This window comes from Leucobacter faecis, from assembly GCF_054456695.2.
Genome location: NZ_JBTJER020000021.1, coordinates 1 through 22,703, shown reverse-complemented (window position 1 = coordinate 22,703; position 22,703 = coordinate 1). Strand labels below are relative to the sequence as shown.

Sequence of the window (22,703 nt, the reverse complement as noted above, 5' to 3'; positions counted from 1 at the left end):
CGGCGCTCAATCGCAATATTGCTTGGTGCTCACTCGCAATATCGCCGGTGCTGAAGCCTTCGAATACTCACTTGACCGGCGAAGCCATCGACCGACCCAGTATTCCGCTGCCTCCAAACGGGTGCTGGTGTGGTTGTGGCGGGTGATGATGTACCCCTGCGGCAAGTACATGCAACAAAGGGAGCTTGCGCAGGCTCCCCCAATTCTCGCGTTTGCTGTTACTCATGATGACCTCCCATAGACTCGAACGGACGCTGGTGGACTGTCGTGCCTTTTCGTGCCACTCGACTTCACACCCCTCACAAATCCGCATGATTCCGCGGATCTCCGGGGGTTGATTCGATCGCTTGTGGCACGAAGTGGCACGGATTGGGTGGTGCGGCAACCGCAAATTCCGGCCTCTGCTCCACCCTCCTTCCAGCTGGAAGGTGCGCGCGTGCCATCCCCGTGCCACTTCGAATGGGTATTCCTGTTCATCTCTGTTCTCCTCTGTCTCTCGACTGGAGACACGAAAACGCCCCTGACCTGCGAAAATTCGCGGATCAGGGGCGTGACCTGGTATTTACCTGGGGCTTCGAAGGAGAAGTCTTAGAAGTCCCAATCCTCGTCTTCGGTGGCCTCTGCCTTGCCGATGACGTACGACGAACCGCTGCCCGAGAAGAAGTCGTGGTTCTCGTCTGCGTTAGGCGAAAGCGACGACATGATCGCCGGGTTGACGTCGCACATCTCCTTGGGGAACATCGGCTCGTAGCCGAGGTTCATGAGCGCCTTGTTGGCGTTGTAGTGCAAGAACTTCTTGACGTCTTCGGTGAGGCCTACGGGATCATAGAGATCCTGCGTGTAGAGCACCTCGTTCTCGTAGAGCTCGTACATGAGGTCGAACGTGTACGCCTTGAGCTCTTCCTGACGCTCGGGCGTCTCATTGGCGACGCTCTGCTGGTACTTGTAGCCGATGTAGTAGCCGTGCACGGCCTCGTCGCGAATGATGAGGCGAATCAGGTCTGCCGTGTTCGTGAGCTTCGCCTTCGACGACCAGTAGATCGGCAGGTAGAAGCCCGAGTAGAACAGGAACGACTCGAGCAGGGTCGAGGCAACCTTGCGCTTGAGCGGGTCGTCGCCTTCGTAGTAGTCGACGATGATCTGTGCCTTCTTCTGAAGGTACTGGTTCTCGACCGACCAGCGGAACGCGTCGTCGATCTCTTGTGTCGAGCAGAGCGTCGAGAAGATCGACGAGTAGCTCTTGGCGTGCACCGACTCCATGAACGCGATATTCGTGAGCACGGCTTCCTCGTGCGGGGTGATCGCATCGGGGATCAGCGAGACCGCGCCGACGGTGCCCTGGATCGTGTCAAGCAGGGTAAGGCCGGTGAAGACGCGCTCAGTGAGGCGCTTCTCGTCATCGGTGAACGTCGCCCACGACTGCACGTCGTTCGACAGCGGCACCTTCTCGGGCAACCAGAAGTTGTTGACGAGGCGGTTCCAGACCTCAAGGTCCTTTTCGTCCTCGATGCGGTTCCAGTTGATCGCCTGTACCGCGTGGCCCAGCTTGAACGGCTTCGGGTTCATCGTTTCCTTCTTGGCTCGTGCTTTGTATTTCTCGTTGTTTGGATCCTGCGACTCGCTTCGCTCCCGCAGGATGACCGGGGCAGCAGGTCCCGGCCAGGATGACCGGGGTAGCAGGTCCCGCAGGATGACCGCTCCCAGGATAGCCAGGAATGCCCTGGAAGATCAGAAGGAGTGCTCCCGTGAGGGAACACTCCTGGCCGATGCTAGAGCATGCAGCTGACGCACTCGGTCATGTCGGTGCCCTCGAGCGCGAGCTGACGGATCCGGATGTAGTAGATCGTCTTGATACCCTTGCGCCACGCGTAGATCTGCGCGCGGTTAATGTCGCGGGTGGTCGCAGTGTCCTTGAAGAACAGCGTGAGCGACAGACCCTGGTCGACGTGCTGCGTTGCCGCCGCGTACGTGTCGATGATCTTCTCGGGGCCGATCTCGTAGGCGTCTTCGTAGAACTCGAGGTTGTCGTTCGTCATGAACGGCGCCGGGTAGTACACGCGCCCCAGCTTGCCTTCCTTACGAATCTCAACCTTCGAGGCGATCGGGTGGATCGAGCTCGTCGAGTTGTTGATGTACGAAATCGAGCCGGTGGGCGGCACGGCCTGCAGGTTCTGGTTGTAGATACCGTGCTCCATGACGCTCGCCTTCAGCGCACGCCACTGATCCTGCGTGGGGATCTCGATGCCGGCGGCCGCGAAGATCTCGGCGACGCGAGGCGTCTCGGGCAGCCACTCGGCATCGGTGTACTTGTCGAAGAACTCACCCGACGCGTACTTCGAGTCCTCGAAGCCGCCAAACACCTGCTGACGTTCAATCGCGATCTTGTTCGACGCCTGAAGCGCGTGGAACAGCACCGTGTAGAAATAGATGTTCGTGAAGTCGATGCCCTCTTCTGAGCCGTAGTGCACGCGCTCACGAGCGAGGTAACCGTGCAGGTTCATCTGGCCAAGGCCAATCGCGTGCGACTGAGCATTGCCGTCTTCAATCGATCGCACCGAGGCGATCGAGCTCATGTCGCTCACCGCGGTCAGCGACCGGATCGCGAGGTCAACGGTCGAAGCGAGGTCGCCACCGTCCATCGCCATGGCGATGTTCATCGAGCCCAGGTTGCAAGAGATGTCCTTGCCGATCTGGTCGTAGCTGAGGTCTTCGTTGTAGGTCGTGGGGGTGTTGACCTGCAGAATCTCTGAGCACAGGTTCGACATGTTAATGCGGCCCTTGATGGGGTTCGCCTTGTTGACCGTGTCTTCGAACACGATGTAGGGGTAGCCCGACTCGAACTGCAGCTCGGCCACGGTCTGGAAGAACACGCGCGCGCTGATCTTGGTCTTCTTGATGCGCGCATCGCCCACCATGTCGTAGTAGTGCTCAGACACCGACAGGTCGCCAAACGGCACCCCGTACACCTTCTCGACGTCGTACGGCGAGAAGAGGTACATGTCTTCGTTCTTCTTCGCGAGTTCGAACGTGATGTCGGGAACCACGACGCCCAGTGAGAGGGTCTTGATCCGGATCTTTTCATCGGCGTTCTCGCGCTTGGTGTCGAGGAACTTCATAATGTCGGGGTGGTGAGCCGAGAGGTACACGGCCCCCGCGCCCTGACGCGCGCCCAGCTGGTTCGCGTAGCTGAAGCTGTCTTCGAGCAGCTTCATGACAGGGATGATGCCAGACGACTGGTTCTCGATCTTCTTGATCGGGGCACCCGACTCGCGAATGTTCGACAGCGACAGCGCTACGCCACCGCCGCGCTTAGACAGCTGCAGCGACGAGTTGATACCGCGTGAGATCGACTCCATGTTGTCCTCGACGCGCAGCAAGAAGCACGAGACGAGCTCGCCGCGCTGCGCCTTACCGAGATTGAGGAACGTGGGGGTGGCCGGCTGGAAGCGGCCCGAGATCATCTCGCGCACAAAACCGCGCGCGAGCTCCTCGTCGCCCTGTGCGAGGCCGAGCGAGACCATCACTACGCGGTCTTCGAAGCGCTCGAGGTAGCGCTTGCCGTCGAACGTCTTAAGGGCGTACGACGTGAAGAACTTGAACGCGCCGAGGAACGCCGGGAAGCGGAACTTCATGGCGTAAGCCTCGTTGGTGAGCGACTCAACGAACTTGGGGGCGTACTGGTCGAGCAGCGCCTTCTCGTAGTAGTCGTTGTCGATCAGGTAGCGCATGCGCTCTTCAAAGTTGTGGAAGAACACCATGTTCTGGTTGACGTGCTGCAGGAAGTACTGCCGCGCGGCCTCGCGATCCTTCTCAAACTGGATCTTGCCGTCTGCGTCGTAGAGGTTCAGCATGGCGTTCAGCGAGTTGTAATCCATCTCGCTGATCTTCGAGGACTCGTGTGACTCCATCACTGATGCTTCCAAAACTCTTCCAATCCTTTCCGAACGGCCGTAACGTCGTCCGGGGTTCCAAATACTTCGAATCGATAGAGGAAGGGCACTTGGCACTTCCTCGCAATAATGTCGCCGGCAATCGCAAACCCTGAACCGAAGTTCATGTTGCCGGCTGCCATCACGCCGCGCAGCAGTCCTCTGTTTCTCTCATCGTTGAGAAATTTGATGACCTGCTTGGGCACGGCCCTTGTGGCGGGGCCGCCGCCGTATGTGGGCACGAGGAGCACGTACGGCTCTGTGACCACGAGCGGCTCTTCGCGCGCGTAGAGCGGGATCCGGGCCGCGGGGCGACCCAGTTTGTCTATAAAGCGTTTGGTGTTGCCCGAGACGCTCGAGAAATACACCAGATCAGTCATGATCATCTACCTCATATACCGCTGTACCCCGAGTACATTACCCGGGGTATTGAAGCGCGGCGGCCTAGGCCAGCCGGCTTGCGAGCGCCGAGATCTTGTCGGGACGAAAGCCCGACCAGTGCTCGTCGTCGGTCACCACGACGGGAGCCTGGAGGTACCCCAGTTCCTTCACCGTTTCGAGCGCCGTCTCGTCTTCAGACAGGTCGAGCACGTTGTACTCGATGCCCTTGCTGTCGAGCGCACGATACGTCGCCGTGCACTGCACGCACGACGGCTTGGTGTATACCGTGATGGCCATTTCACGCCCCTCTTTCAAAACACACGCGCCTCGGCCGAGGCACTACATATAGTGAACCACACCGACCTTAACCACAACATGGTGTAGTTACATCCATGTAGTTTTCCACTTCCTATCCACCGCCCCACCCCCTCACTTGGGGAGAACTTTTCGCATAGTCTCGCGCTTCGCGGCAGGTTATCCACAGGCCAGCCCGTACGTGGAAACTTTCCTCCCCACCCCGCCTCGGCGTGTCGCGCGTAGTGTGCCCGGAGCGTGCCCGCAGCGGTGGCACAAGCGCCTACCCTGCGCGCCTACTCGAGCGCAATGGGCCACAAATATTCGCGGCCATCGGGCTCAAACCAGCGCAGCACGAGCATGGCATCGGGCGCTGCCGCGCAGACTCCCGCCTCACCGTGACGCACAAGCACCGTGACCCGTTCACCCGGCAACACTGTGCCCGGCAAGGACAAGCCGAGCATGCCGCCGCCGGCAAGTGCGAAGCGCACTGAGTGCGCGGGTGCTCGCCCACTGTGCGCCACCTCAATATCACCGTCGGGTGAGCGTGACACTACCCGCCAGGGCACCGCAATCGCGGCGCCCTGCTCTGTAGAAAGGGGCGCGGCCCGCGCCCGCACCGCCGCGCTAATGTTTGCGCGCCAGCGCCGCGCAGCCCCGGGCGGCGGCCGCGTGCGCGAAGCAAGACGAAAAGGATTCATGCCCGCAGGCTACGCCGCACCTCGGACATCGCGAGCTACACGTGGTGGTAGGGCCTCCCGGCGGCGATCTCTTGCGCGCGATACAACTGCTCGGCCAGAATCAGTCGCACGAGCTGGTGCGGAAACACGAGCTTCGACAGACTCCACACGAAGTCGGCGCGCGCTCGCACCGCGTCACTCACACCGTAGGCACCGCCAATGACCACCGAGACCTGGCGGCCCGCGTCAAACGCGCCCCGCAGGGTGCGCGCCAGCTCGGGTGAATCAACGTTGCGGCCGCGTTCGTCAAGCAGCACAACGAAGGCATTCGCGTCGAGCTTCGCGAGGATCCTGTCAGACTCTTCGGTGCGCGCGGCATCACCCTCGCGTGCCGAGTGTGGCAGCAACTGCCACGACGCATCGAACGGCTTGCGCAGCCGCTTCTCGTAGCGGTCGATGCCGTCGACGACCCACTTCTCGTGTTTCTTGCCGACGGCCAGCACGCGTACGCTCACGCCGCCACCGCCCCTTCCCCGCGCACCGACGCAAGGAATTCGGCGATGCGCCCGATCGCCTCCTCGAGCACGGGCACGGCGGGCAGGGTCACAAAGCGCAGGTGATCCGGAGCCTGAAGATTGAAACCGCGCCCGTTCGTGACCAGCACCCGGGTCGCGCGCAGAAGGTCGATCACGAAGGCCTGGTCATCGTCGATGCGGTACACCTCGGGATCGAGGCGCGGAAACAGGTACATCGCGCCGCCGGGGAGCTCGCAGGTGACCCCGGGGATCGCGGTGAGCAGCCGGTGGGCGGTGTCGCGCTGCTCGCGCAACCTCCCGCCCGGTGCGCACAGCGCGCCGATGCCCGACCAGTCGGGGTCGCCGAGTGCGACCGGGATCGCGTGCTGCGCGGGCACGTTCGAGCACATGCGCATGTTGGTGAGCAGCGTGAGCCCCTCGAGAAAGTCGCTGGCGCGCGCCTTGTCGCCCGAGATCGCGAGCCACCCGGCGCGGAACCCTGCGACCCGCTGCGCTTTCGAAAGCCCACTAAATGTGAGGCAGAGCGTGTCATGCGCGTGCAGTGCCGCGTGCTCGTGCGTCGCACCGTCGTACAGAATCTTCTCGTAGATCTCGTCGGCCATGAGCACCAGGCCGTGCCGTTCGGCGAGCTCGGCGAAGCCGCGCACAAGTTCGGCGCTGTACACCGCTCCCGTGGGGTTATTGGGGTTGATCAGCACAATACCCTTGGTCGCGGGCGTGATGAGCCGCTCGATCGCGTCCAGGTCGGGCATCCATCCGTTGCCCTCGTCACACGGGTAGTGCACGGCCCGCCCGCCCGACATGGTGACCTGCGCCGTCCACAGCGGGTAGTCGGGCGCGGGCACTAAAATCTCGTCACCGTCACCCGCGAGCGCCTGCAGCACGAGCGAGATCAACTCGCTCACGCCGTTGCCCACGATCACGTCATCGGCCGTGACGCCCGTAACGCCTACGCTCGCGTAGTAGCGCGCAACGGCTTCGCGGGCGGGCAGAATGCCACGCGAGTCGCTGTAACCTTGCGCGCCCGGCAGCGCACCCCGCAACGCTTCAACAATCTCGGGCGGCGCTTCAAACCCAAACGGGGCCGGGTTGCCGATGTTGAGCTTCAAAATCTCGTGTCCCGCTCGCTCAAGTTTCTCGGCCTCTTGCAGGATCGGGCCGCGCACGTCGTAGCGCACCCCCGCGAGCTTCTTGGACTGGGTGATCTGACGCTTCTGCCGCACAGAAGAAGTGTAGTGGATTACAATGTTTACATGAGTACGTCAGCACCGCTTGGGCGGCCAATCTCGGTTCGGCTACCAGAAGCCCTGCGTGAGCGTGTCGAAGCGTTAGCCAAGGCGACCCGGCGCAGCCAGGGCGACATTGTGCGCGAGGTGCTCGAGCGCGACCTGGCCGAGCTGGAATGGGAGCAACGCATCGTTTCACGTTCGGCAGACCTTCGTTCGGGCCGAGCGAAGACTGTGCCGCTCGCTGTAGTCGAGCATGAGCTTGGGCTAAGCGACTCACCCGTTGACGCCTCGATCTTAGATGAGATCGAGTGACCTGGGAGGTTGAGCTCTCGCCTGAGGCGGCGAAGTGGCTACGCAAGGCCGACCCCCAAACCGCACGACGCATTCGTTCCGCGCTTCGAGCAATCACGACCCTCGATAGCCCCCGCGGCAGGGGCAAAGCGCTCACCGGGGGCCTATCTGGCCTGTGGCGTTATCGCATCGGTGACTATCGAATCGTCTGCGACCTACTTGACGCACGCCTCGTCGTCTTGGTGATCGACATCGACCACCGCAGCAGCATCTACGAGTGAGCAGGCACTAGGCCTGCTCAAATAATTCAGCGCTGCTACTGCTGCTGCGCGTACAGTTTCGCGTAGGCGTCGCCGCGCGCAATCAGATCCGCGTGAGTGCCGTGCTCGAGGATGCGCCCCTCACCCACCACGTAGATGCGGTCGGCGCCCTCAATCGTCGACAACCGGTGCGCGATCGCGATCGTCGTGCGGCCGCCCCGCGCGCCGTCGAGCGCCCGCTGCACCGCGCGTTCGTTCACGGTGTCAAGCGCGCTCGTCGCCTCGTCAAGCACGAGCACGCGCGGGTTTTTGAGCAGCACTCGCGCGATCGCGATGCGCTGCTTCTCGCCGCCCGAAAGCCGGTACCCGCGCTCCCCCACGACCGTGTCATACCCCTTTGCAAACCCCGAGATCGCGTCGTGAATGTTCGCGAGCTTCGCTGCGGCTACGAGCTCCTCATGCGAAGCGTCGGGTTTGCCGTAACGCAGGTTGTCGGCGATGGTCGCGTGAAACAGGTACGGGTCTTGTGTTACCACCCCGATGCGATCCATGAGCGCCTCTTGCCGCAGCTCGCGCACATCGCTGCCCGCGTAGCGCACGCTCCCCTCGCTCGCGTCGTACAGTCTCGGCACGAGCGACCCGATGGTCGTTTTGCCCGACCCCGACGCTCCCACAAACGCCACGAACTCGCCCGGCTCCACCCGAAACGACACCCGGTCGAGCGTCGGCCGCTCGCCCGCTACCGCGTCGGCGTAGCGAAACGTGACGGCATCGAATTCGATGCGCCCGGCATTCTCCGGAGCGTCAGAAGGATCGATCGCGCCTGGGGCGTCGATGATCGCGGGCTCGAGGTTTAAATACTCGAAGATGCGCGCAAACAGGGCCCGCGACGTCTGCAGGTCGAGCGCGATGCGCATGAGCGCCATGAGCGGAAACAGCAGGCGCGACTGCACGGTCGTGAACGCGACGATCGTGCCGGCCGTAATGCCTGGGTCGAACCCGTCGCCCTGCGCACCCGCGATGATGAATCCCGAGACGAGGTACACGATGGCGGGCACCGCCGACAGAAACACCTGCACCATCGCGAAGAAGAACTGGCCGCTCATCGTCTGCCGCACCTGCAGCGCGATCTGGCGTTCGTTCTCGGCCGCGTAGCGCTCAGTTTCTGCGCGCTGACGCGAGTAGGTTTTCGCGAGCAGCACGCCCGACACCGACAGCGCCTCTTGTGTGATTGCCGTCATTTCAGACAGCGACTCCTGCGTTTTGCCCGCGATGCGCGCCCGCACCTGGCCGACGCGGCGCTGCGCGATGACGATCACGGGCATCAGCACGAGCGCGATGAGGGTGAGCTGCCAGCTGAGAATCACCATCGCAACACCCGCCGCGATCACGGTGACGGTGTTGCCGATGACGCTCGACACCGTATTCGTGAGCACGTTCGCGACGCCGCCCACGTCGTTTTGCAGCCTTGACTGAATCACGCCCGTCTTGGTGCGAGTAAAGAACCCCAGCTCCATCGCCTGCAGGTGCGCAAACAGCCGCACCCGCAGGTCGCCCATCACACGGTTGCCCACGCGTGCGGTGAAGAGCGTCTGCACAATGCCTAAGCCGCTCGAGAGCACAAACGCCGCGACCATCGCCCCCACGAGCCACCCGAGCAGCGGAAGATTGGGCACACTGTCTTTGGGAAACAGTGCGTCATCGAACACGCGCTGCGTGATCAGCGGCGGCAAAATACCAAGCCCGGCCGACACGACGACGAGCGCGATGATGAGCGTGAGTTGCGCCCGGTACGGCCGAAACAGGTCGACAATGTGGCGCCCCAGGTTTGGGATCTTCGGCGCCTCAGCGTTCTCTTCACGCTGCTTCGCCCTATCGCCGCCCGCTACACCGCGCCCGCCTGGTCTCATGCCCCTGAGCATAGCGGGGCGGGCAGGCTGGGCCCGGCTGTTCGCGGCGCGGCCGCTGCATGATCCGGATCTCTGGCGAACCGCGCGAGCTCACTCGCGCAGCAGGTGAGTTGCTGAGCTGGTCAGATGCTCAGTAGGTCAGATGCTGAAGAGGTCGCCGAGGCCCTCGAACGCCGACCCCGCGGCGTCGAACACCTGGCCGACCGCGTCGAGGGCTCCGAGCTCGCCGAGGTCTCCCGCGATCTCAGCGAGCTGCAGCGTGAGCCGTGTGAGCTCGGCGATCGCGGTCGCGCTGTCGAGCGCCGAGAGCAACGCGTCACCGTCGACCGCCTGAGCATCGACGCGCAGCACCTCGGCCCACTGCTTCTCGAGCCCAAACAGAACGGCGTAGGGCAGTAGCTGCTCGTGCAGCTGGAGCCGTTCGGCCCCCGCTTGCGCAGGCACACGCATCGCACCCTGCGGCGACTGCAGCACCCGCAGCCGGTCGGCCTCAGCAAGCCGAATGTACTCGCGCATGCCGGCGAGGTGGCGCCTCGCCAGCTGACTCGGTGGTAGAAACCTGCGCCACGGCCGCGGGCACACGATGAGGGCGGCGACGGTCACACCGAACGCGGCCACTGCGACCAGCACCCCCGCCGGTGCTGTCGGCTCGGTCACCCACACGGCGCCACAGCTTCCCGCGATCACGAGGGTTGCGGCCACGCCTACCCACCCGAGTACGTTGACCACGTTGCTGGGCCAGCGCACCGAACGCTGGGCGATCAGTCCACGTCGGGCGAGGTCACTCACGGTATCGGTGAGCAGCGCGGCAGCTTTACGGCCTGCGACGCCTTTCGCGGGTGAGATCTTGCGCGCGGCCTTGCCCCGTTCTTGTGCCCCCAAAAACACGGCGAGCACCCGCTGTTCAGCGCCCGTGAACCGCACACCGGGCATGATCTCTGCCGCGAACTGAGGTTTTGCGCCCTTGGTCGCGCCCGCGGCGTCGCCCGCGGCGTCGCCCGCGGGCTGCATCACGAGGTGAATCTTCTTGCGCAGTGCGAGGTCAATGAGCGCCGCGGCGAGCGCTTTCGAGTCTGAGCCCGCGAGTACCGCGTCGAACAGGATGTTCGAATTCGGCAGCGGTGCGTACTCGGCGATGACTGTTCCAACGGGTTGCCGTGAACGCAGTCGCGAGACAATCGCGATGACGAGCAGCGCGAGCGCGGGCAGAGCCGCCGTCAAGATCGCAAAAAACACCATGTTTCGAGTGTAGGGCGGGTTCTACTCGGGTCTCGCGTAGCGTCTACCCTCGCAACAAATCGTGTGCGGCAGGCCGCCTGCTATGCCACCCGCACACGGCTGTCACCCAATACGTATTCGATCGCTAGCACGCCACCTACGGCTTCGAGATAGTTGCGAATAGTGCCGATCTTTGCATTGTCCAGGTCACCATGCTCGATCTTGGAGACTTGGCGCTGACCGACCCCAATACGCTCAGCGAGCTGTGCTTGTGTGAGGCCTGCCTGCTCACGGAGCTCGCGAAGGCGGTATGCCCTCACTTCAGCGAGCATCCGCTCCTTGTGCGCTTCAACTCGCGCGCGGTCCACGGGATGCTCCGCGACAAAGCTCTTCAACGTCATCGCCATGGTGATCACTTTCCTCTCAATGAACGCAGATGCGCGTCAAACAGGTGGTCCGCTAACGGAATATTCTTCTTGTACCAGCGGGTCCAGTTGCCAGCTTTGTCGCCTGCAAGCAGCAGGATCGCCGAGCGGTCGGGGTCGAACGCAAACAGGACCCGCAGCTCTGTCCGCCCGGTCGATCCCGGCCTAAGCTCTTTCATATTTCGATGCTTAGAGGACGTCACCGTGTCAACGATGGGTCGGCCTAGTTGAGGGCCTCGATCTTCGAGCAGCTCTATTGCAGCAATGACCTGCTCACGCGAGTCGCCGTCCAAGGATGTGAGCCACGCGGCAATCAACTCAATGTCCACCTGCCACATAACACAAGCGTAGACCCCACAAGGTCTACTTGCAAGTGTGCAATCTATCTTTCACCGAGAGCTGGAGTCCGAGCTGCTGAGGATACGCACACTCACTCTTGCTGGGTGAGCCGGGTCTGGCCCTGACCCTCAATCAGCCGAGGCCTCGACGGCGCGCTCCAACCGCTCAAGCTTGCCGTCGATCTCACCCGCGAAGCCGGGGCGAATGTCGGCCTTGATGACGAGCGACACCCGCGCACCAAACGGCATGACCGCCTCGGTGGCGCGCTTCACCACGTCGAACACCTCGTCCCATTCCCCCTCGATCTCGGTGAACATCGACGAGGTGCGGTGCGGCAGCCCCGAGGCGCGCACCACCTTTACGGCCTCAGCGACCGCGTCTGATACTGAGCCGTCGGCGCGCTCTTTGCGGCCCGGCGCTTCACCGCTCGGCGCAACTGAAAAGGCGAGGATCATGGGGTTTCCTTTCTGGGGGGGCGCAAGCGCGCAGCATTACGGGTTGACGGGCACCGGCCCCGTCTCTGACTTCACGGGGCGTTTGCCAAACAGCAGTGTCACCACAATACCCACCGCGATCACCGCGAGCGGCAAAATCAGCGAGTGCGCCATGGCGCTCGAGAATCCCTCACGCACAGGCTCGGGCAGCGCCCCCACACGACCGGCTCCCTGCTCGCCCATCTTCGCGGCCGCAGCGCCAAACTGTGCACTCAACAGCGCCGCCATGAGCACCGTGATGGCCGCTGAGCCGAGCACCGCCCCCACCTGGCGGCTGGTGTTGTAGACGCCTGATCCGGCGCCCGCGAGTTCAGGGGCCAGACCGAACGTGGTGATCGAAGCGAGCGGACCCCACATGAACGCGTTGCCGAGGCCGAGCACCGCGCTCGCCACGAGCAGCAGCCAGATCGAGGCGTCGGGGCGCATCAGCACGAAGTACATGGCGAGGCCGGCCGCGACCAGCACGAGCCCGAGGGTCGCGACGCGGCGCGGTTCGCCGCGGTCGATGAACAGCCCGACGGGGCGTGCGAGCGCGATCGACAGCACCGCCATGGGAGCGAGCATCAGGGCCGACTGGGTAGGCGTGAGGCCGAGCACGAGCTGAAAGTAGAACATCATGGGCAGGCTCTGCGCGGTGACCGCGAAGCCCACGGTCACGATCACGGCGGTGCCCACCGAGAAGTTTCGGTCCCTGAAAATACGCAGCGGGATCAGGGGTTCGCCGTTCTGCTTCCACTGCCACAGCACGAAAAGCACGAGCAGCACGACGCCCGCGATAATGAGCATCGGCACGGTGATGGGGCCCACGATCGTGCCCCAGTCGTAGCTCTCGCCCTCTTGAATACCGAACACGAGCATGAACATGCCCGCGGCGCTGAGCGCGACGCCCAGCCAGTCGAAGCGGTGAGCGCTTGTGGGCAGCTTGGGCACGTATTTGAGGGCGAGCACAAACGCGATCACACCCACGGGAAGGTTGACGAAGAAGATCCATTCCCATCCGGCGGCGTCGATCAAGAAACCGCCCAGGATCGGCCCCACGAGAGTCGCGACGCCCGCCGTGACACCCCAGATCGCCATCGCAGAACCGCGCTCGCGGGGCGCGAAGATGCGCGTAATCACAGCCATGGTCTGCGGGGTGAGCATCGCGGCGCCCAGGCCCTGCGCGACGCGCGCGCCAATCAGCACCTCAATGTTGGGAGCCATTCCGCACGCGAGCGACGCGAGCGTAAACACGATGAGCCCCATCAGGTACAGCCGGCGCGGGCCAAATCGGTCACCGAGGCGCCCCGTGATGAGCAGCGGCACCGCATACGCGAGCAGGTACGCGCTCGTCGCCCACAGCGTCGCCGTCATGGTCGTGTCGAGACCCTGCATGATCGACGGGTTCGCGACCGACACGATCGTCGTATCGACCAGAATCATGAAGAAACCCAGCACCATCGACCACAGCGCCGCCCACGGCCTGATCGGCTTAGCTGCGTTCTCTTCTGGGGTGCTGCGCTCGTTCTTCACTCGCTAAGCCTACGTGCTTCGCTCCGGATCGGGCCGTGCGGTTGTCCAGCTGTCGATCAGTTCTGTCTGCGCACACGCGCTTGCTCCACGCGCTTGCTCCACGAGCTGGGGCTCCGCGCGCTTGCGGGGGATTTGCACTCCCGCAGGAGATCTGCACTCCCGCAGGAGACTTTCTGCGTTTTGATCCTGCAGGACGGCGGATCTCCTGCGCGAGTGCAAATCTCTCGTGGCGCGCGAGCACACCAACCCGTCACCCTGCGCGAGCACACCAACCCGTCACCCTGCGCGAGCACACCAACCCGTCACCCTGCGCGAGCACACCAACCCGTCGCCCTGCGGGAGCTTGCCCCACACCCCGTCATTCTGCGGGAGCTTGCCCCACACCTCGTCATTCTGCGGGAGCTTGCCCCACACCTCGTCATTCTGCGGGAGCTTGCGACTCGCAGAATCTAGGCGCGAGTGTCTCCTGCGACTTCTCCGTCGCGCAGGAAGACAGGAGGTGGGCGCGAGCTTGCGAGTCGCAGGGTCCACCATCACATACATCGGGCGTAGATTGAGCACATGACTATCGACGGCGTAGAACACATGCGGGCCGCTTTCGTTCGCGAAGCAGGCCCGGCCGACTCAATTGTGGTGGGCGACGTGCCTATTCCACGCCCCGGGCCCGGCAGCGTGCTCGTGCAGAGCACGGTGATGGCGGTGAATCACGTCGACACCTTCATCAGGTCGGGCGCATACGCGACGGCGCGGCCCGCGGCCGCCGGTGAGCCATTTGTTATTGGCCGCGACATCGCTGGCACTGTCGCGCAGGTGGGGCCCGGTGTTACCGGGTTTAAGGTGGGCGACTCGGTGTGGTGCAACAGCCTGGGGTACGACGGCAGGCAGGGCTCGTTTAGCGAGTTCGCGCTGGTGCCCGTCGAGCGGCTGTACGCGCTGCCCGCGGGGGTCGCACCCGAGGCTGTGGCGACAGTCTCACACACCGCGGCAACCGCATACCTGGGGCTCGTGCGCGAGGCCGGGCTACTCGTGGGCGAAACCGTGTTCGTTGGGGGCGCCGCGGGCGGGGTCGGATCGGCCGCCGTGCAACTGGCGCACGCGATGGGGGCCCGCGTGCTCGCGTCGTGCTCCCCGCACGACGCCGACTGGGTGCGCGCATGCGGCGCCGACGAGGTGTTCGACCGCACCGATGCTGCACTGCTCGACCGGGTGTACGCTGCCGCGCCCGACGGGGTGAACGTGTGGTGGGATACAACCGGCAGGCTCGACCTCGCCGCATCACTGCGGCTCATGGCACGCGGTGGTCGCGTCATCGTGTCGGCGGGGCTCGCGGGTGCCAGCTCGAATGCTGCTCCCGGAGGTACAAGCGCTGCTGCTGGCGCTGCTGGCGGCACAATCTCGCCCACCGATTTCTACACCCGTGACATTCAGTTGCGCGGGTTCGTGATTAGCAACGCGTCAGTCGCAGAGCTTGCGGCTGCCGCAGCGGCGATCAACAGCATGCTTGCGCGGGGTCAGCTCAAGGGCCGGGTCGCCAAAGTGCTCACGCTCGAAGAGGCCGCTGGCGCACACCGGTTGATGGAGTCGCACGCGGCTCCCGGCAAGCTGCTCGTAAAGCCCGGCACCGCGCGCCCTAAACCGCACGCCCCCGCACCCCGTTCGACAAGCGCCGAGGCTCTAAAACCCGCCGCTCCGTCGGCAAAGCCTGCGGGCCCGACGGCGCCGACCGGGCCGACGCCGAAGCCCGGCCCCAAGCCCACGCCGCACCCCACGGAGAGCGCGGGCACCGTGAGCGCTGCTGCCCCAAAACCCGGCCCTAAACCGGTAGCGCCAAAGCCAGCAGCACCCAACCCCTCGAACTAAAACAGCTCTACTGGGGCCACGGGTGGTGGTTATGCGGCCTCATAACCACCACCCGTGGCCCCGGTAGTGCCATCAGGCGTGCGCGTGAGCGTGAGCGTGGGCACAGGCGCGAGCGCTCAGCCCTTGACCTGACTCGTGCCACTTTACTGCTGGCGCGCAGTGCACAAGTCGAACCTTGAAGGCAACCGCCCCGGCGAATGAAACGTTGCCCGCATCCGTTGCACCAAAGATCGACTCCTCTGACGAATTGGCGTGTTGCACGCTGCCATAAGATGCCGTGCGGCCAAAAGTGGGTGTTATCGGTCCTGATAACACCCACTTTTGGCCACACGAGGCTTTGGCGCCTGTGTGTGACCTTGTTCGTGCTGTTTGAATGCAGGCAGACAGCTCATGTAGTAACGAGCGCCGGCCAGAAATAGTTTTCCCAATTGCTGTTCGGAGCCTGACATTGCGCGCCAGTGAGTGAGCAAGCCCCTCGTTTTAGTGCGGTGGCACACGTGCCAGCACCGCATCAAGTCAACGATTTCTGCGAGGCCGCGCACTAGACCATTATCATTCTGCGCACAGTCGCTGAATCTAGTGTGGATGCTGCGACTCGCTCCGCTCGCGCAGCGTGACGAATCCACCTATTGGCGCAACCTCTCATCAAATGATGTAGGAAATTCTAACAAGTGGCACGAGTCAGGGCACAGGCACGCCCGCTCAACCCTTGAGTGCCTCGCCCAGCTTCACGCGGGTGCCTGTGCGCAAGATGGATCCCTCGTAGATGCGGGCACCGAGCGCCCACACCAGCGCGATCGAGACCGCGAGCACGCCCACCGACAAGACCGGCTCCCACCACTCAGCGGTGCCCAGGTAGAGCCGCATCGGCATGCCCACCGGCGCCGAGAACGGCACGTAACTCATCACCGCGAGCGCGACGGGGTTGTCGTAAAACACGATCACGCCCATGTAGGGCAGCATCACCAGCATCATGACGGGGCTCGTCACCGAACCGATGTCCTCCTGCCGTGACACGAGCGAGGCGAGCGCCGCGTACAGCGCCGCCAAGAGCACGAAGCCAAACGCAAAGAGAATGCCAAACCAGATCAGCGCGGTGCCGAGTTCACCGAGCAGCAGGTCTTGCCCGGTCGCGAGCATGCCCACTGACGCGAGCGCCGCGATCGCCACCACCTGCGCGAGCGCCAAGATGCTGTTGCCCACAATCTTGCCCGCGAGAATGGTGCGCGCCGGCACCGTCGCGAGCAGAATCTCGACGATGCGGGTCTGCTTCTCTTCGACCACGCTCTGCGCGATCGTCGTGCCAAACGTGATCGCGCTCATCATAAACACGACACCAAACGCGATCGCGATCATGTAGGCGAGAAACGGGTTATCTGTCGTGGGCGCGAGCAGTTCGACCGAGGGCGACGCCGACAGCGCCTGCAGTACGTCTGTGGGCGGGCTGTCCTTCGCGAGCACGGTCAGGTCGACTGGGGTGTCGCCACCGTCGACCACTGCGGCGTCAACCTCGCCGTCAAGCACGAGGGCTTCGGCGGTGGCGCGATCCGGAGCTTCGGTGACCTCGAACCCCGCGGCATCAAGCTGCGTGACCGAGCTGCCCACCGCGGCGACCTTCGTGGGGCCGCCGATGCCGCCAGCCTGCGCGATGAGGCCGCTCGCGAGCACGCCCGCGAGCACGAGGAAGAGCAGAATTCCGGTCGAGACGAGAAACGCTTTCGACCGCAGGCGGGTCGTGATCTCGCGCTCAGCGACGAGCCAGGTCGCCTGGGCCGGGGCGAGCTGCTGGTGCGGCGCTTTGGCGCGCGCCTGGTGCTGGGTGCTCATCGCACTACCTCCTTGAAGATCTGAGCGAGCGTGGGGGTTTCGTGGCCGAAACGGCGCACGATCGTGCCGGATCTGCCTGACGCCGCGCCCTGCGCGCCGAGCGCGCCTGCGTCGCCCTGCGCGCCGAGCGCGCCTGCGTCGCCCTGCGCGCCGAGCGCGCCTGCGTCGCCCTGCGTGCCGAGCGCGACCGCCGCGGCGAGGACCCGTTGGGCGGCGCCCTCGGTCTCGGCGTCGAAGCGGGCGAGACCGCCATCGAGGTGGGTCACGGTGATGCCGGGCTGCTCGCGCACCCAGCCCGCGTCGGCGGTGGGGCCCGCGAGTTCGAGGGCGAAGCTCAGGCCCGCATGAGCCGCGCGCAGCCCCTCGCGTGAGCCGGCGGCGAGAATCTTGCCGCTGCCGATCACGACGACGTCGTCGCAGAGCCGCTCGACAATGTCGAGCTGGTGCGACGAGAACAGTACGGGAGCGCCCTGTGCGGCGTAGTCGCGCAGCACCCCGAGCACCACCTCGACGGCCATCGGGTCAAGGCCCGAGAACGGTTCGTCGAGCACGAGCGCGGCGGGCTCGTGCACGAGCGCGGCGGCGATCTGTGCGCGCTGCTGGTTGCCGAGCGACAGGCTCTCGAGAGTGTCGTTCGCGCGCTCGGTGAGGCCGAGGCGTTCGACGAGCTGCTCGGCCGACGATTTGGCGGCGGCGGGGGCCATGCCGTGCAGGCGGCCGAGGTAGACGAGCTGCTCGAGCACCTTCATCTTGGGGTAGAGCCCGCGTTCCTCGGGCATGTAGCCGATGCGCGAGCGGTCGGCCGGTGTGATGGGCGACCCGTCGAACTCCACGCTGCCTGTGTCTTGCGCGAGCACACCGAGGATGATGCGCATGGTGGTGGTCTTGCCCGCGCCGTTGCCGCCCACGAAGCCCGTCATGCGGCCGCTCGCGACCCCAAACGTGACGTCGTCGAGCACGCGGCGATCGCCGAACGTGCGGCCGATTCCCTTGATCTCGATCATGCTGATCCTTTCGTTATCTCTAGCTTGGCGGGGCGGCAGGGTGCGCCGCCTCCCCCGCGAGGGGGAGATTGTGGTGCGTGTTCGTTCTGGCTGGCCCGGTCGGCGAGTGTTTACGGCACAGAGTCCCCCGTCAGGCGGAGGCCTTGAGCCTCCCACCCCGTTACGCTTAACCTCATGAGTGAACCCGCGCTGCTGAGCGATACGGCACCGCTAAGCAACACGACAGGGCCGACAGGGCCAGCCGACCCGGCCGACCCAGCCACGACAACGTCGGGCAGCGGCTGGGTGCGACCGCGCGCTACCCGCGAGACGCTGCGCTTCGACGCGGGCCTCGCGGCCGTGCTCGCAGCCGCCGCCGTCACCACGTCGCTGCTGTATGCCCGAACCGGAATCTACGAGCACCCCGCACCCCTGTGGGTGTCGGTGCTGGGTTTGGGTCTTGTCACCCTGCCGCTCGCGCTGCGCCGCCTCTGGCCGGTGCCCGTCGCGGTGCTCGCAGCTCTCGGCTTCTTCATCTGCGGACAGTTCGCGGTACCCGAGCTGCTCATCACCAACATCGGCCTGTTCATCGCCCTGTACACGGTCGGCTCGTGGGAGCCGCGGCGCGCCCTCGCATTCTGGATCCGCTGTGGCATCAGCGCCGCGATGATTCTGTGGCTCGTCGTCGCGCTCATCATCGCGTCGTCAGACGTCGACGCGATGCCCGGAGTCTCCCGCTCGGGGCTCTTCTCGGCATTCGCCACATACTCGGTCATTCAGATCATCACGAACCTGTTGTACTTTGGTGGCGCGTTCTACTTCGGTGACCGCTCCTGGCAGTCGGCCCGCATGCGTGCCCAACTCGAGGCGCAGGGTCGCGAGCTCGAGCTCGAACGCCGCACCAGCGCCGAGCAGGCCGTCGCGCTCGACCGCATCGCGATCGCCCGCGAGCTGCACGACGTCGTCGCGCACCACGTCTCGGTGATGGGCATTCAGGCGGGCGCGGCACGGCGTCTCGTCGAGCGGGCCGAGGCGGGCGCGGGTGTTTCGAGGGGTGCTGGCGCCGGATCCGGAACAGCCGAGCTTGCCCGCGCCGCGGCCGCCCTCGAGGTCGTCGAATCGAGCGCCGAGACCGCGATCGCCGAGCTGCGCGGGCTCGTGGGCACGCTGCGGGCGCCCGAGACGGGGGACGCCGCAACGACAATTGGCATCGCGCAGTTGCCGGCGCTCGTCGCGGCGTCTGCGGCGGCGGGGCTACCGGCGACGTTGATCGTGGCGGGCGAGGCGCGCCCCGTGCCGATGCTCGTCGATGTCGCCCTGTACCGCACCGCACAGGAGGCGCTCACGAACGCGCGCAAGCACGCGGGCGTTGGTGCCGAGGCGACGGTGCGGCTGCGGTTTGAGGCGCGTGCGGTCGAGCTCGAAGTGGGTGACACGGGCACGGCGCAGCGGCTGGGTGCTGGCGGTTTCTCTGGTGGTGCCGCTGCTGGTGTTGGCGCGGGCAGTACTGGTGCCGGGCTCGGGCTTCGCGGCATGCGTGAGCGCGTGGGCGCCGTCGGTGGCACCGTCGAAACGATGCGCCGCGAGGGCGGTGGGTTTCTGGTGCGGGCCCGCGTTCCGCTGGGTGTGGCACCCGCTAGTGGCGCGAGTGGTCTGAGTGGTCTGAGTGGCGCGTCGGATTCTGCCGGGGGTGCACGTCTCGCCGATACCCCCGAGAGCAGCTCAATTATTTTGGGGGGCCGCGCGTGATCCGCGTACTGCTCGTTGATGACCAGGCGCTCGTGCGGTCTGGGTTTCGCATCATCCTCGAGACGGAGCCCGATATTGAGGTCGTGGGTGAGGCCACCGATGGTGTTGCGGCGGTGGAGCTCGCGGCAGAGCTCTCCCCCGACGTGATCTGCATGGACGTCGAGATGCCTAAGCTCGATGGTATTGCAGCGTCGCGGCAGATTCTGGGCGGCGTTGCGGGTGTGGCGGGTGCCGCAGGAGCTGCAGCGAGCACATCAGCGGCACCCGCAGTGCTTGTGCTCACCACGTTTGGGCATGAGCGCTACCTGTTTGACGCGCTGGCCGCGGGGGTGAGCGGTTTCTTGCTCAAGACGGCACGCGCCGAGCAGCTCATCGATGCCGTGCGTACGCTCGCGGGCGGTGGCGCGCTGCTCGGTCCAGACGTCACCCGCGCGGTGATGGAACGCGCCGCGGGTGCCGATGGTGTCCCGGGTGCCGCGGGTGCCGCGGGTGCCACCGACACCGCCGACACCGCAGGCGCCCCGTGCCCGCTCGAAGCGGCGGGTCTCACTGAGCGTGAACGCGACGTGTTGCGGCAGCTCGCGACCGGAGCCTCAAACACCGAGATCGCGGCGGCTCTGTTCGTAGGCGAGTCAACCGTGAAGACCCACGTGTCAAACATTCTGCAGAAGCTCGGGGTGCGCGACCGCATTCAGGCCGTCGTCTGGGCGCACACCCAAAACGTGCTGTAGCCCAGTCCTCGCGCCCATAATATGCGCGACTAGTTCTGCTTTAGCCACGGGCGGTTTCAAGCGGAATCAGAACTTCATGGCAGGAATTGTCAGCGACCTATTCGGGGCAGCTCGGAGTGGGAAGCAGCAGAAGCACCCCTTCGCACATCGATCACGCTTCAAGCATCAATAGTCTGGGAAAACTGATGCTTGAGCTGTGATTGACGTAGTTAGCGGTACGGGTGTTGATCCTGCGACACCTTCGTCGCGCAGGATGACAGGAATTATCGGCGCAGGGTGACTCTTCTGCCTGAGCGCCACGCGGTTTCATGAACCTATATGTGCCAAAAACTGGAGGCCATCGAGCCTCAAGAACGCTATGCGCTCGGGAACTGTTAAAGACTCTGACTCAGACTGAGCCAGCAGCTCCTCAAAACGACCAAACTCAAGCTCAATCCGAGCAATCTCTGCAAGAGTATCGGCCTCGGTTCGTTCAGTAACTTTGATGGGCAGGTCGGGCATATCTAGCACTATGAGATTCACCTCGTTCCGTTGCGTTTTCCCTCACTCCTGTGTCGTATGATCCGCCGACAATGGAAGACCAGAATAGTAACGTCCGCGCGGATGGACACGACGTGCTGTAGCGAGGCCTCCGCTTAGAACAACTTCGTCATATTAAAGGTTATACACGTAACCTTTGTTAAGATGATTCTATGCCGCAGGTTAATTCTGATCAACATCCCACCTGGCCGGCAATTACCACCGAGCCGCGACCGTGGGCACGAGACACCACCGTGCTCGCCTCACGCCGACAGATGCTACTCGCAGGCGGTGACTACCAGGCTGCCGTGCTGCCGCTGATCGCAGAGCTTGACGTACGCTTAGATGCCGAAACACTGGCGGCTGCGGACGACGCCAGCGTTGAGCTGGCTCGTTTCGACTCCGAAATGGGTGCCGTCACGGCCCCGTTCGCCTCGGTATTGCTTCGTACCGAGTCAGCATCCAGCTCCGAGGTGGAGAAGCTAACATCGAGCGCCAAACAGATCGCCCTCGCTGAGCTCGACGCCGCAAAGTCAGGCAATGCTCGCCTGGTTGTTGCGAACGTTCGAGCAATGACTGCCGCATTGGAACTAAGCGAGAACATCAACGAGAAAGCGATCATCGCGATGCAACACGCGCTCCTCTTCGAGAGCGCCCCTGAGTACACCGGTAAATTCCGAGAAGAGCCAGTATGGATCGGGGGCGGAAGCATCTCGCCCCACGCCGCTGTATTCGTACCGCCCCACAACGATCGCGTTTCTGGTCTGATGGCCGACCTCGTACGATTCTGCGCCCGGACCGACGTGCCAGTGCTCGCTCACGCAGCTCTGGCTCACGCGCAGTTCGAAACGATCCACCCGTTCCCTGACGGCAACGGCCGCACCGGCCGCGCGCTGCTGCACAGCATGCTCCGCCACGGTGGCCTCACTCGTAACGTCACCGTACCTGTGTCGGCCGGCCTGCTCAGCGACACCGACCGCTATTTCCGAGCTCTCACGAGCTATCGCGAAGGCGACCCGAGTCCGATCATCTTGGCTTTCGTTGATGCCGTGTTTGCAGGTATCGCCAACGGGCGCACCCTCGTCGAGGAGCTCCAGGGGATCGCGGCGGACTGGGCTGACACGGCTCCTGCCCGTCGCGGTTCCACAGGGGTCGCCATTCGAGAGCTGCTCCTGCGACAGCCGGTCATCACCGCACAGATTGTGGCTAACGAACTACATGTTTCAGTGGTCTCCGCGACGACTGCAATTGAGCGCCTGGTGAACGCCGGCATCCTCGTCCAGACGAACAGCTACAAGCGCAACCGCATCTGGCACACGCCGGAGGTGCTGTCAGCACTCGATAGGTTCGGCGCCCGCGCTCGTCGACGGCGGCCCTAACCTGCGCACCTGCGCCCCTGCGCACCTGCGCAGTGATTCACGTAGTGAGCGGTGCGGGGTGGATCCTGCGACTCCTTCGTCGCGCAGACCCTATGAGTGTGGGGTTTATAAATAATCGATTACAAGCCTTGTAAGGCCAGAGCCCCACGGTGAAAAT

Annotated in this window: 22 protein-coding genes; 7 read left to right on the top strand and 15 right to left on the bottom strand. The window is 64.3% G+C overall.

From position 1 onward, the window contains the following. The coding region (locus ACXR2W_RS13945; RefSeq protein ID WP_489948864.1) for a hypothetical protein at positions 1-241 on the top strand (241 nt) is incomplete at its 5' end. Between the two features lie 347 nt (positions 242-588). Here the strand turns inward: ACXR2W_RS13945 and nrdF are convergent. From nrdF to ACXR2W_RS13910, 7 genes are all read right to left on the bottom strand, one after another. Continuing rightward, positions 589-1,566, bottom strand: a complete 978-nt coding sequence (gene nrdF / locus ACXR2W_RS13940; protein WP_458817032.1) for a class 1b ribonucleoside-diphosphate reductase subunit beta — start codon at positions 1,564-1,566, stop codon at positions 589-591. A gap of 203 nt (positions 1,567-1,769) precedes the next feature. Continuing rightward, the gene (gene nrdE / locus ACXR2W_RS13935) at positions 1,770-3,908 is read right to left on the bottom strand and encodes a class 1b ribonucleoside-diphosphate reductase subunit alpha (protein WP_458817071.1); all 2,139 of its coding nucleotides are present in this window, start codon (positions 3,906-3,908) and stop codon (positions 1,770-1,772) included. Next, positions 3,908-4,309 (bottom strand): class Ib ribonucleoside-diphosphate reductase assembly flavoprotein NrdI, encoded by a 402-nt coding sequence (nrdI, locus tag ACXR2W_RS13930; protein ID WP_458817034.1) that lies wholly within the window; start codon positions 4,307-4,309, stop codon positions 3,908-3,910. Before nrdI ends, nrdE begins: the two co-directional genes overlap by 1 nt. Before the next feature lie 64 nt (positions 4,310-4,373). Continuing rightward, positions 4,374-4,607, bottom strand: a complete 234-nt coding sequence (nrdH, locus tag ACXR2W_RS13925; RefSeq protein ID WP_017792526.1) for a glutaredoxin-like protein NrdH — start codon at positions 4,605-4,607, stop codon at positions 4,374-4,376. Positions 4,608-4,900: 293 nt separating this feature from the next. After that, positions 4,901-5,305, bottom strand: a complete 405-nt coding sequence (locus ACXR2W_RS13920) for a hypothetical protein (RefSeq protein WP_458817037.1) — start codon at positions 5,303-5,305, stop codon at positions 4,901-4,903. 35 nt (positions 5,306-5,340) lie between these two features. After that, the gene (rlmH, locus tag ACXR2W_RS13915) at positions 5,341-5,799 is read right to left on the bottom strand and encodes a 23S rRNA (pseudouridine(1915)-N(3))-methyltransferase RlmH (protein WP_458817039.1); all 459 of its coding nucleotides are present in this window, start codon (positions 5,797-5,799) and stop codon (positions 5,341-5,343) included. Next, positions 5,796-7,043: a pyridoxal phosphate-dependent aminotransferase gene (locus ACXR2W_RS13910; protein ID WP_458817041.1), complete on the bottom strand. Its 1,248-nt coding sequence runs from the start codon at positions 7,041-7,043 to the stop codon at positions 5,796-5,798. The genes rlmH and ACXR2W_RS13910 overlap by 4 nt, the downstream gene beginning before the upstream one ends. Positions 7,044-7,073: 30 nt before the next feature. Here ACXR2W_RS13910 and relB point away from each other — a divergent pair, with 30 nt between their 5' ends. Both relB and ACXR2W_RS13900 read left to right on the top strand, forming a co-directional pair. Further along, positions 7,074-7,361 carry a type II toxin-antitoxin system RelB family antitoxin gene (gene relB / locus ACXR2W_RS13905; protein WP_458817043.1) on the top strand — a complete coding sequence of 96 codons (288 nt, stop codon included), beginning with the start codon at positions 7,074-7,076 and terminating at the stop codon, positions 7,359-7,361. Then, positions 7,358-7,621 (top strand): type II toxin-antitoxin system RelE family toxin, encoded by a 264-nt coding sequence (locus tag ACXR2W_RS13900; protein ID WP_458817045.1) that lies wholly within the window; start codon positions 7,358-7,360, stop codon positions 7,619-7,621. Before relB ends, ACXR2W_RS13900 begins: the two co-directional genes overlap by 4 nt. Positions 7,622-7,656: 35 nt before the next feature. On the opposite strand, the gene ACXR2W_RS13895 is transcribed toward ACXR2W_RS13900, so the two are convergent. The 6 genes from ACXR2W_RS13895 to ACXR2W_RS13870 form a co-directional block, all read right to left on the bottom strand. Continuing rightward, complete coding sequence (locus ACXR2W_RS13895) at positions 7,657-9,510, bottom strand: ABC transporter ATP-binding protein (protein ID WP_458817047.1); 1,854 nt, start codon at positions 9,508-9,510, stop codon at positions 7,657-7,659. Between the two features lie 138 nt (positions 9,511-9,648). Further along, a complete protein-coding gene (locus ACXR2W_RS13890) occupies positions 9,649-10,749 on the bottom strand; it encodes a DUF2207 family protein (RefSeq protein ID WP_458817049.1) in 1,101 nt (366 codons plus the stop codon). A gap of 80 nt (positions 10,750-10,829) precedes the next feature. After that, positions 10,830-11,135, bottom strand: a complete 306-nt coding sequence (locus ACXR2W_RS13885) for a helix-turn-helix domain-containing protein (protein WP_458817051.1) — start codon at positions 11,133-11,135, stop codon at positions 10,830-10,832. Positions 11,136-11,140: 5 nt separating this feature from the next. Beyond that, positions 11,141-11,491 carry a type II toxin-antitoxin system RelE/ParE family toxin gene (locus ACXR2W_RS13880; RefSeq protein ID WP_458817053.1) on the bottom strand — a complete coding sequence of 117 codons (351 nt, stop codon included), beginning with the start codon at positions 11,489-11,491 and terminating at the stop codon, positions 11,141-11,143. 129 nt (positions 11,492-11,620) lie between these two features. After that, on the bottom strand, positions 11,621-11,947 hold the full coding sequence (locus ACXR2W_RS13875; RefSeq protein WP_458817055.1) for a thiamine-binding protein: 327 nt from the start codon (positions 11,945-11,947) through the stop codon (positions 11,621-11,623). Between the two features lie 36 nt (positions 11,948-11,983). Next, positions 11,984-13,426, bottom strand: a complete 1,443-nt coding sequence (locus ACXR2W_RS13870) for a DHA2 family efflux MFS transporter permease subunit (RefSeq protein WP_458817073.1) — start codon at positions 13,424-13,426, stop codon at positions 11,984-11,986. 633 nt (positions 13,427-14,059) lie between these two features. Here ACXR2W_RS13870 and ACXR2W_RS13865 point away from each other — a divergent pair. Next, positions 14,060-15,358, top strand: coding sequence for an NADPH:quinone reductase (locus ACXR2W_RS13865; protein ID WP_458817059.1), 1,299 nt, complete (start codon positions 14,060-14,062; stop codon positions 15,356-15,358). 702 nt (positions 15,359-16,060) lie between these two features. Here ACXR2W_RS13865 and ACXR2W_RS13860 read toward each other — a convergent pair. Together ACXR2W_RS13860 and ACXR2W_RS13855 are read right to left on the bottom strand one after the other, a co-directional pair. Continuing rightward, positions 16,061-17,185, bottom strand: coding sequence for an ABC transporter permease (locus ACXR2W_RS13860; protein ID WP_458817061.1), 1,125 nt, complete (start codon positions 17,183-17,185; stop codon positions 16,061-16,063). Beyond that, on the bottom strand, positions 17,182-18,189 hold the full coding sequence (locus ACXR2W_RS13855; RefSeq protein WP_458817063.1) for an ABC transporter ATP-binding protein: 1,008 nt from the start codon (positions 18,187-18,189) through the stop codon (positions 17,182-17,184). Before ACXR2W_RS13855 ends, ACXR2W_RS13860 begins: the two co-directional genes overlap by 4 nt. Positions 18,190-18,363: 174 nt before the next feature. On the opposite strand from ACXR2W_RS13855, the gene ACXR2W_RS13850 reads away from it, so the two are divergent. The 3 genes from ACXR2W_RS13850 (at position 18,364) to ACXR2W_RS13840 (ending at position 22,546) form a co-directional block, all read left to right on the top strand. Beyond that, positions 18,364-19,917, top strand: coding sequence for a sensor histidine kinase (locus tag ACXR2W_RS13850; protein WP_458817065.1), 1,554 nt, complete (start codon positions 18,364-18,366; stop codon positions 19,915-19,917). Then, positions 19,914-20,648: a LuxR C-terminal-related transcriptional regulator gene (locus tag ACXR2W_RS13845; protein ID WP_458817067.1), complete on the top strand. Its 735-nt coding sequence runs from the start codon at positions 19,914-19,916 to the stop codon at positions 20,646-20,648. The genes ACXR2W_RS13850 and ACXR2W_RS13845 overlap by 4 nt, the downstream gene beginning before the upstream one ends. 827 nt (positions 20,649-21,475) lie before the next feature. After that, on the top strand, positions 21,476-22,546 hold the full coding sequence (locus ACXR2W_RS13840) for a Fic family protein (protein WP_458817069.1): 1,071 nt from the start codon (positions 21,476-21,478) through the stop codon (positions 22,544-22,546). The last annotated feature ends 157 nt before the right edge of the window (positions 22,547-22,703 follow it).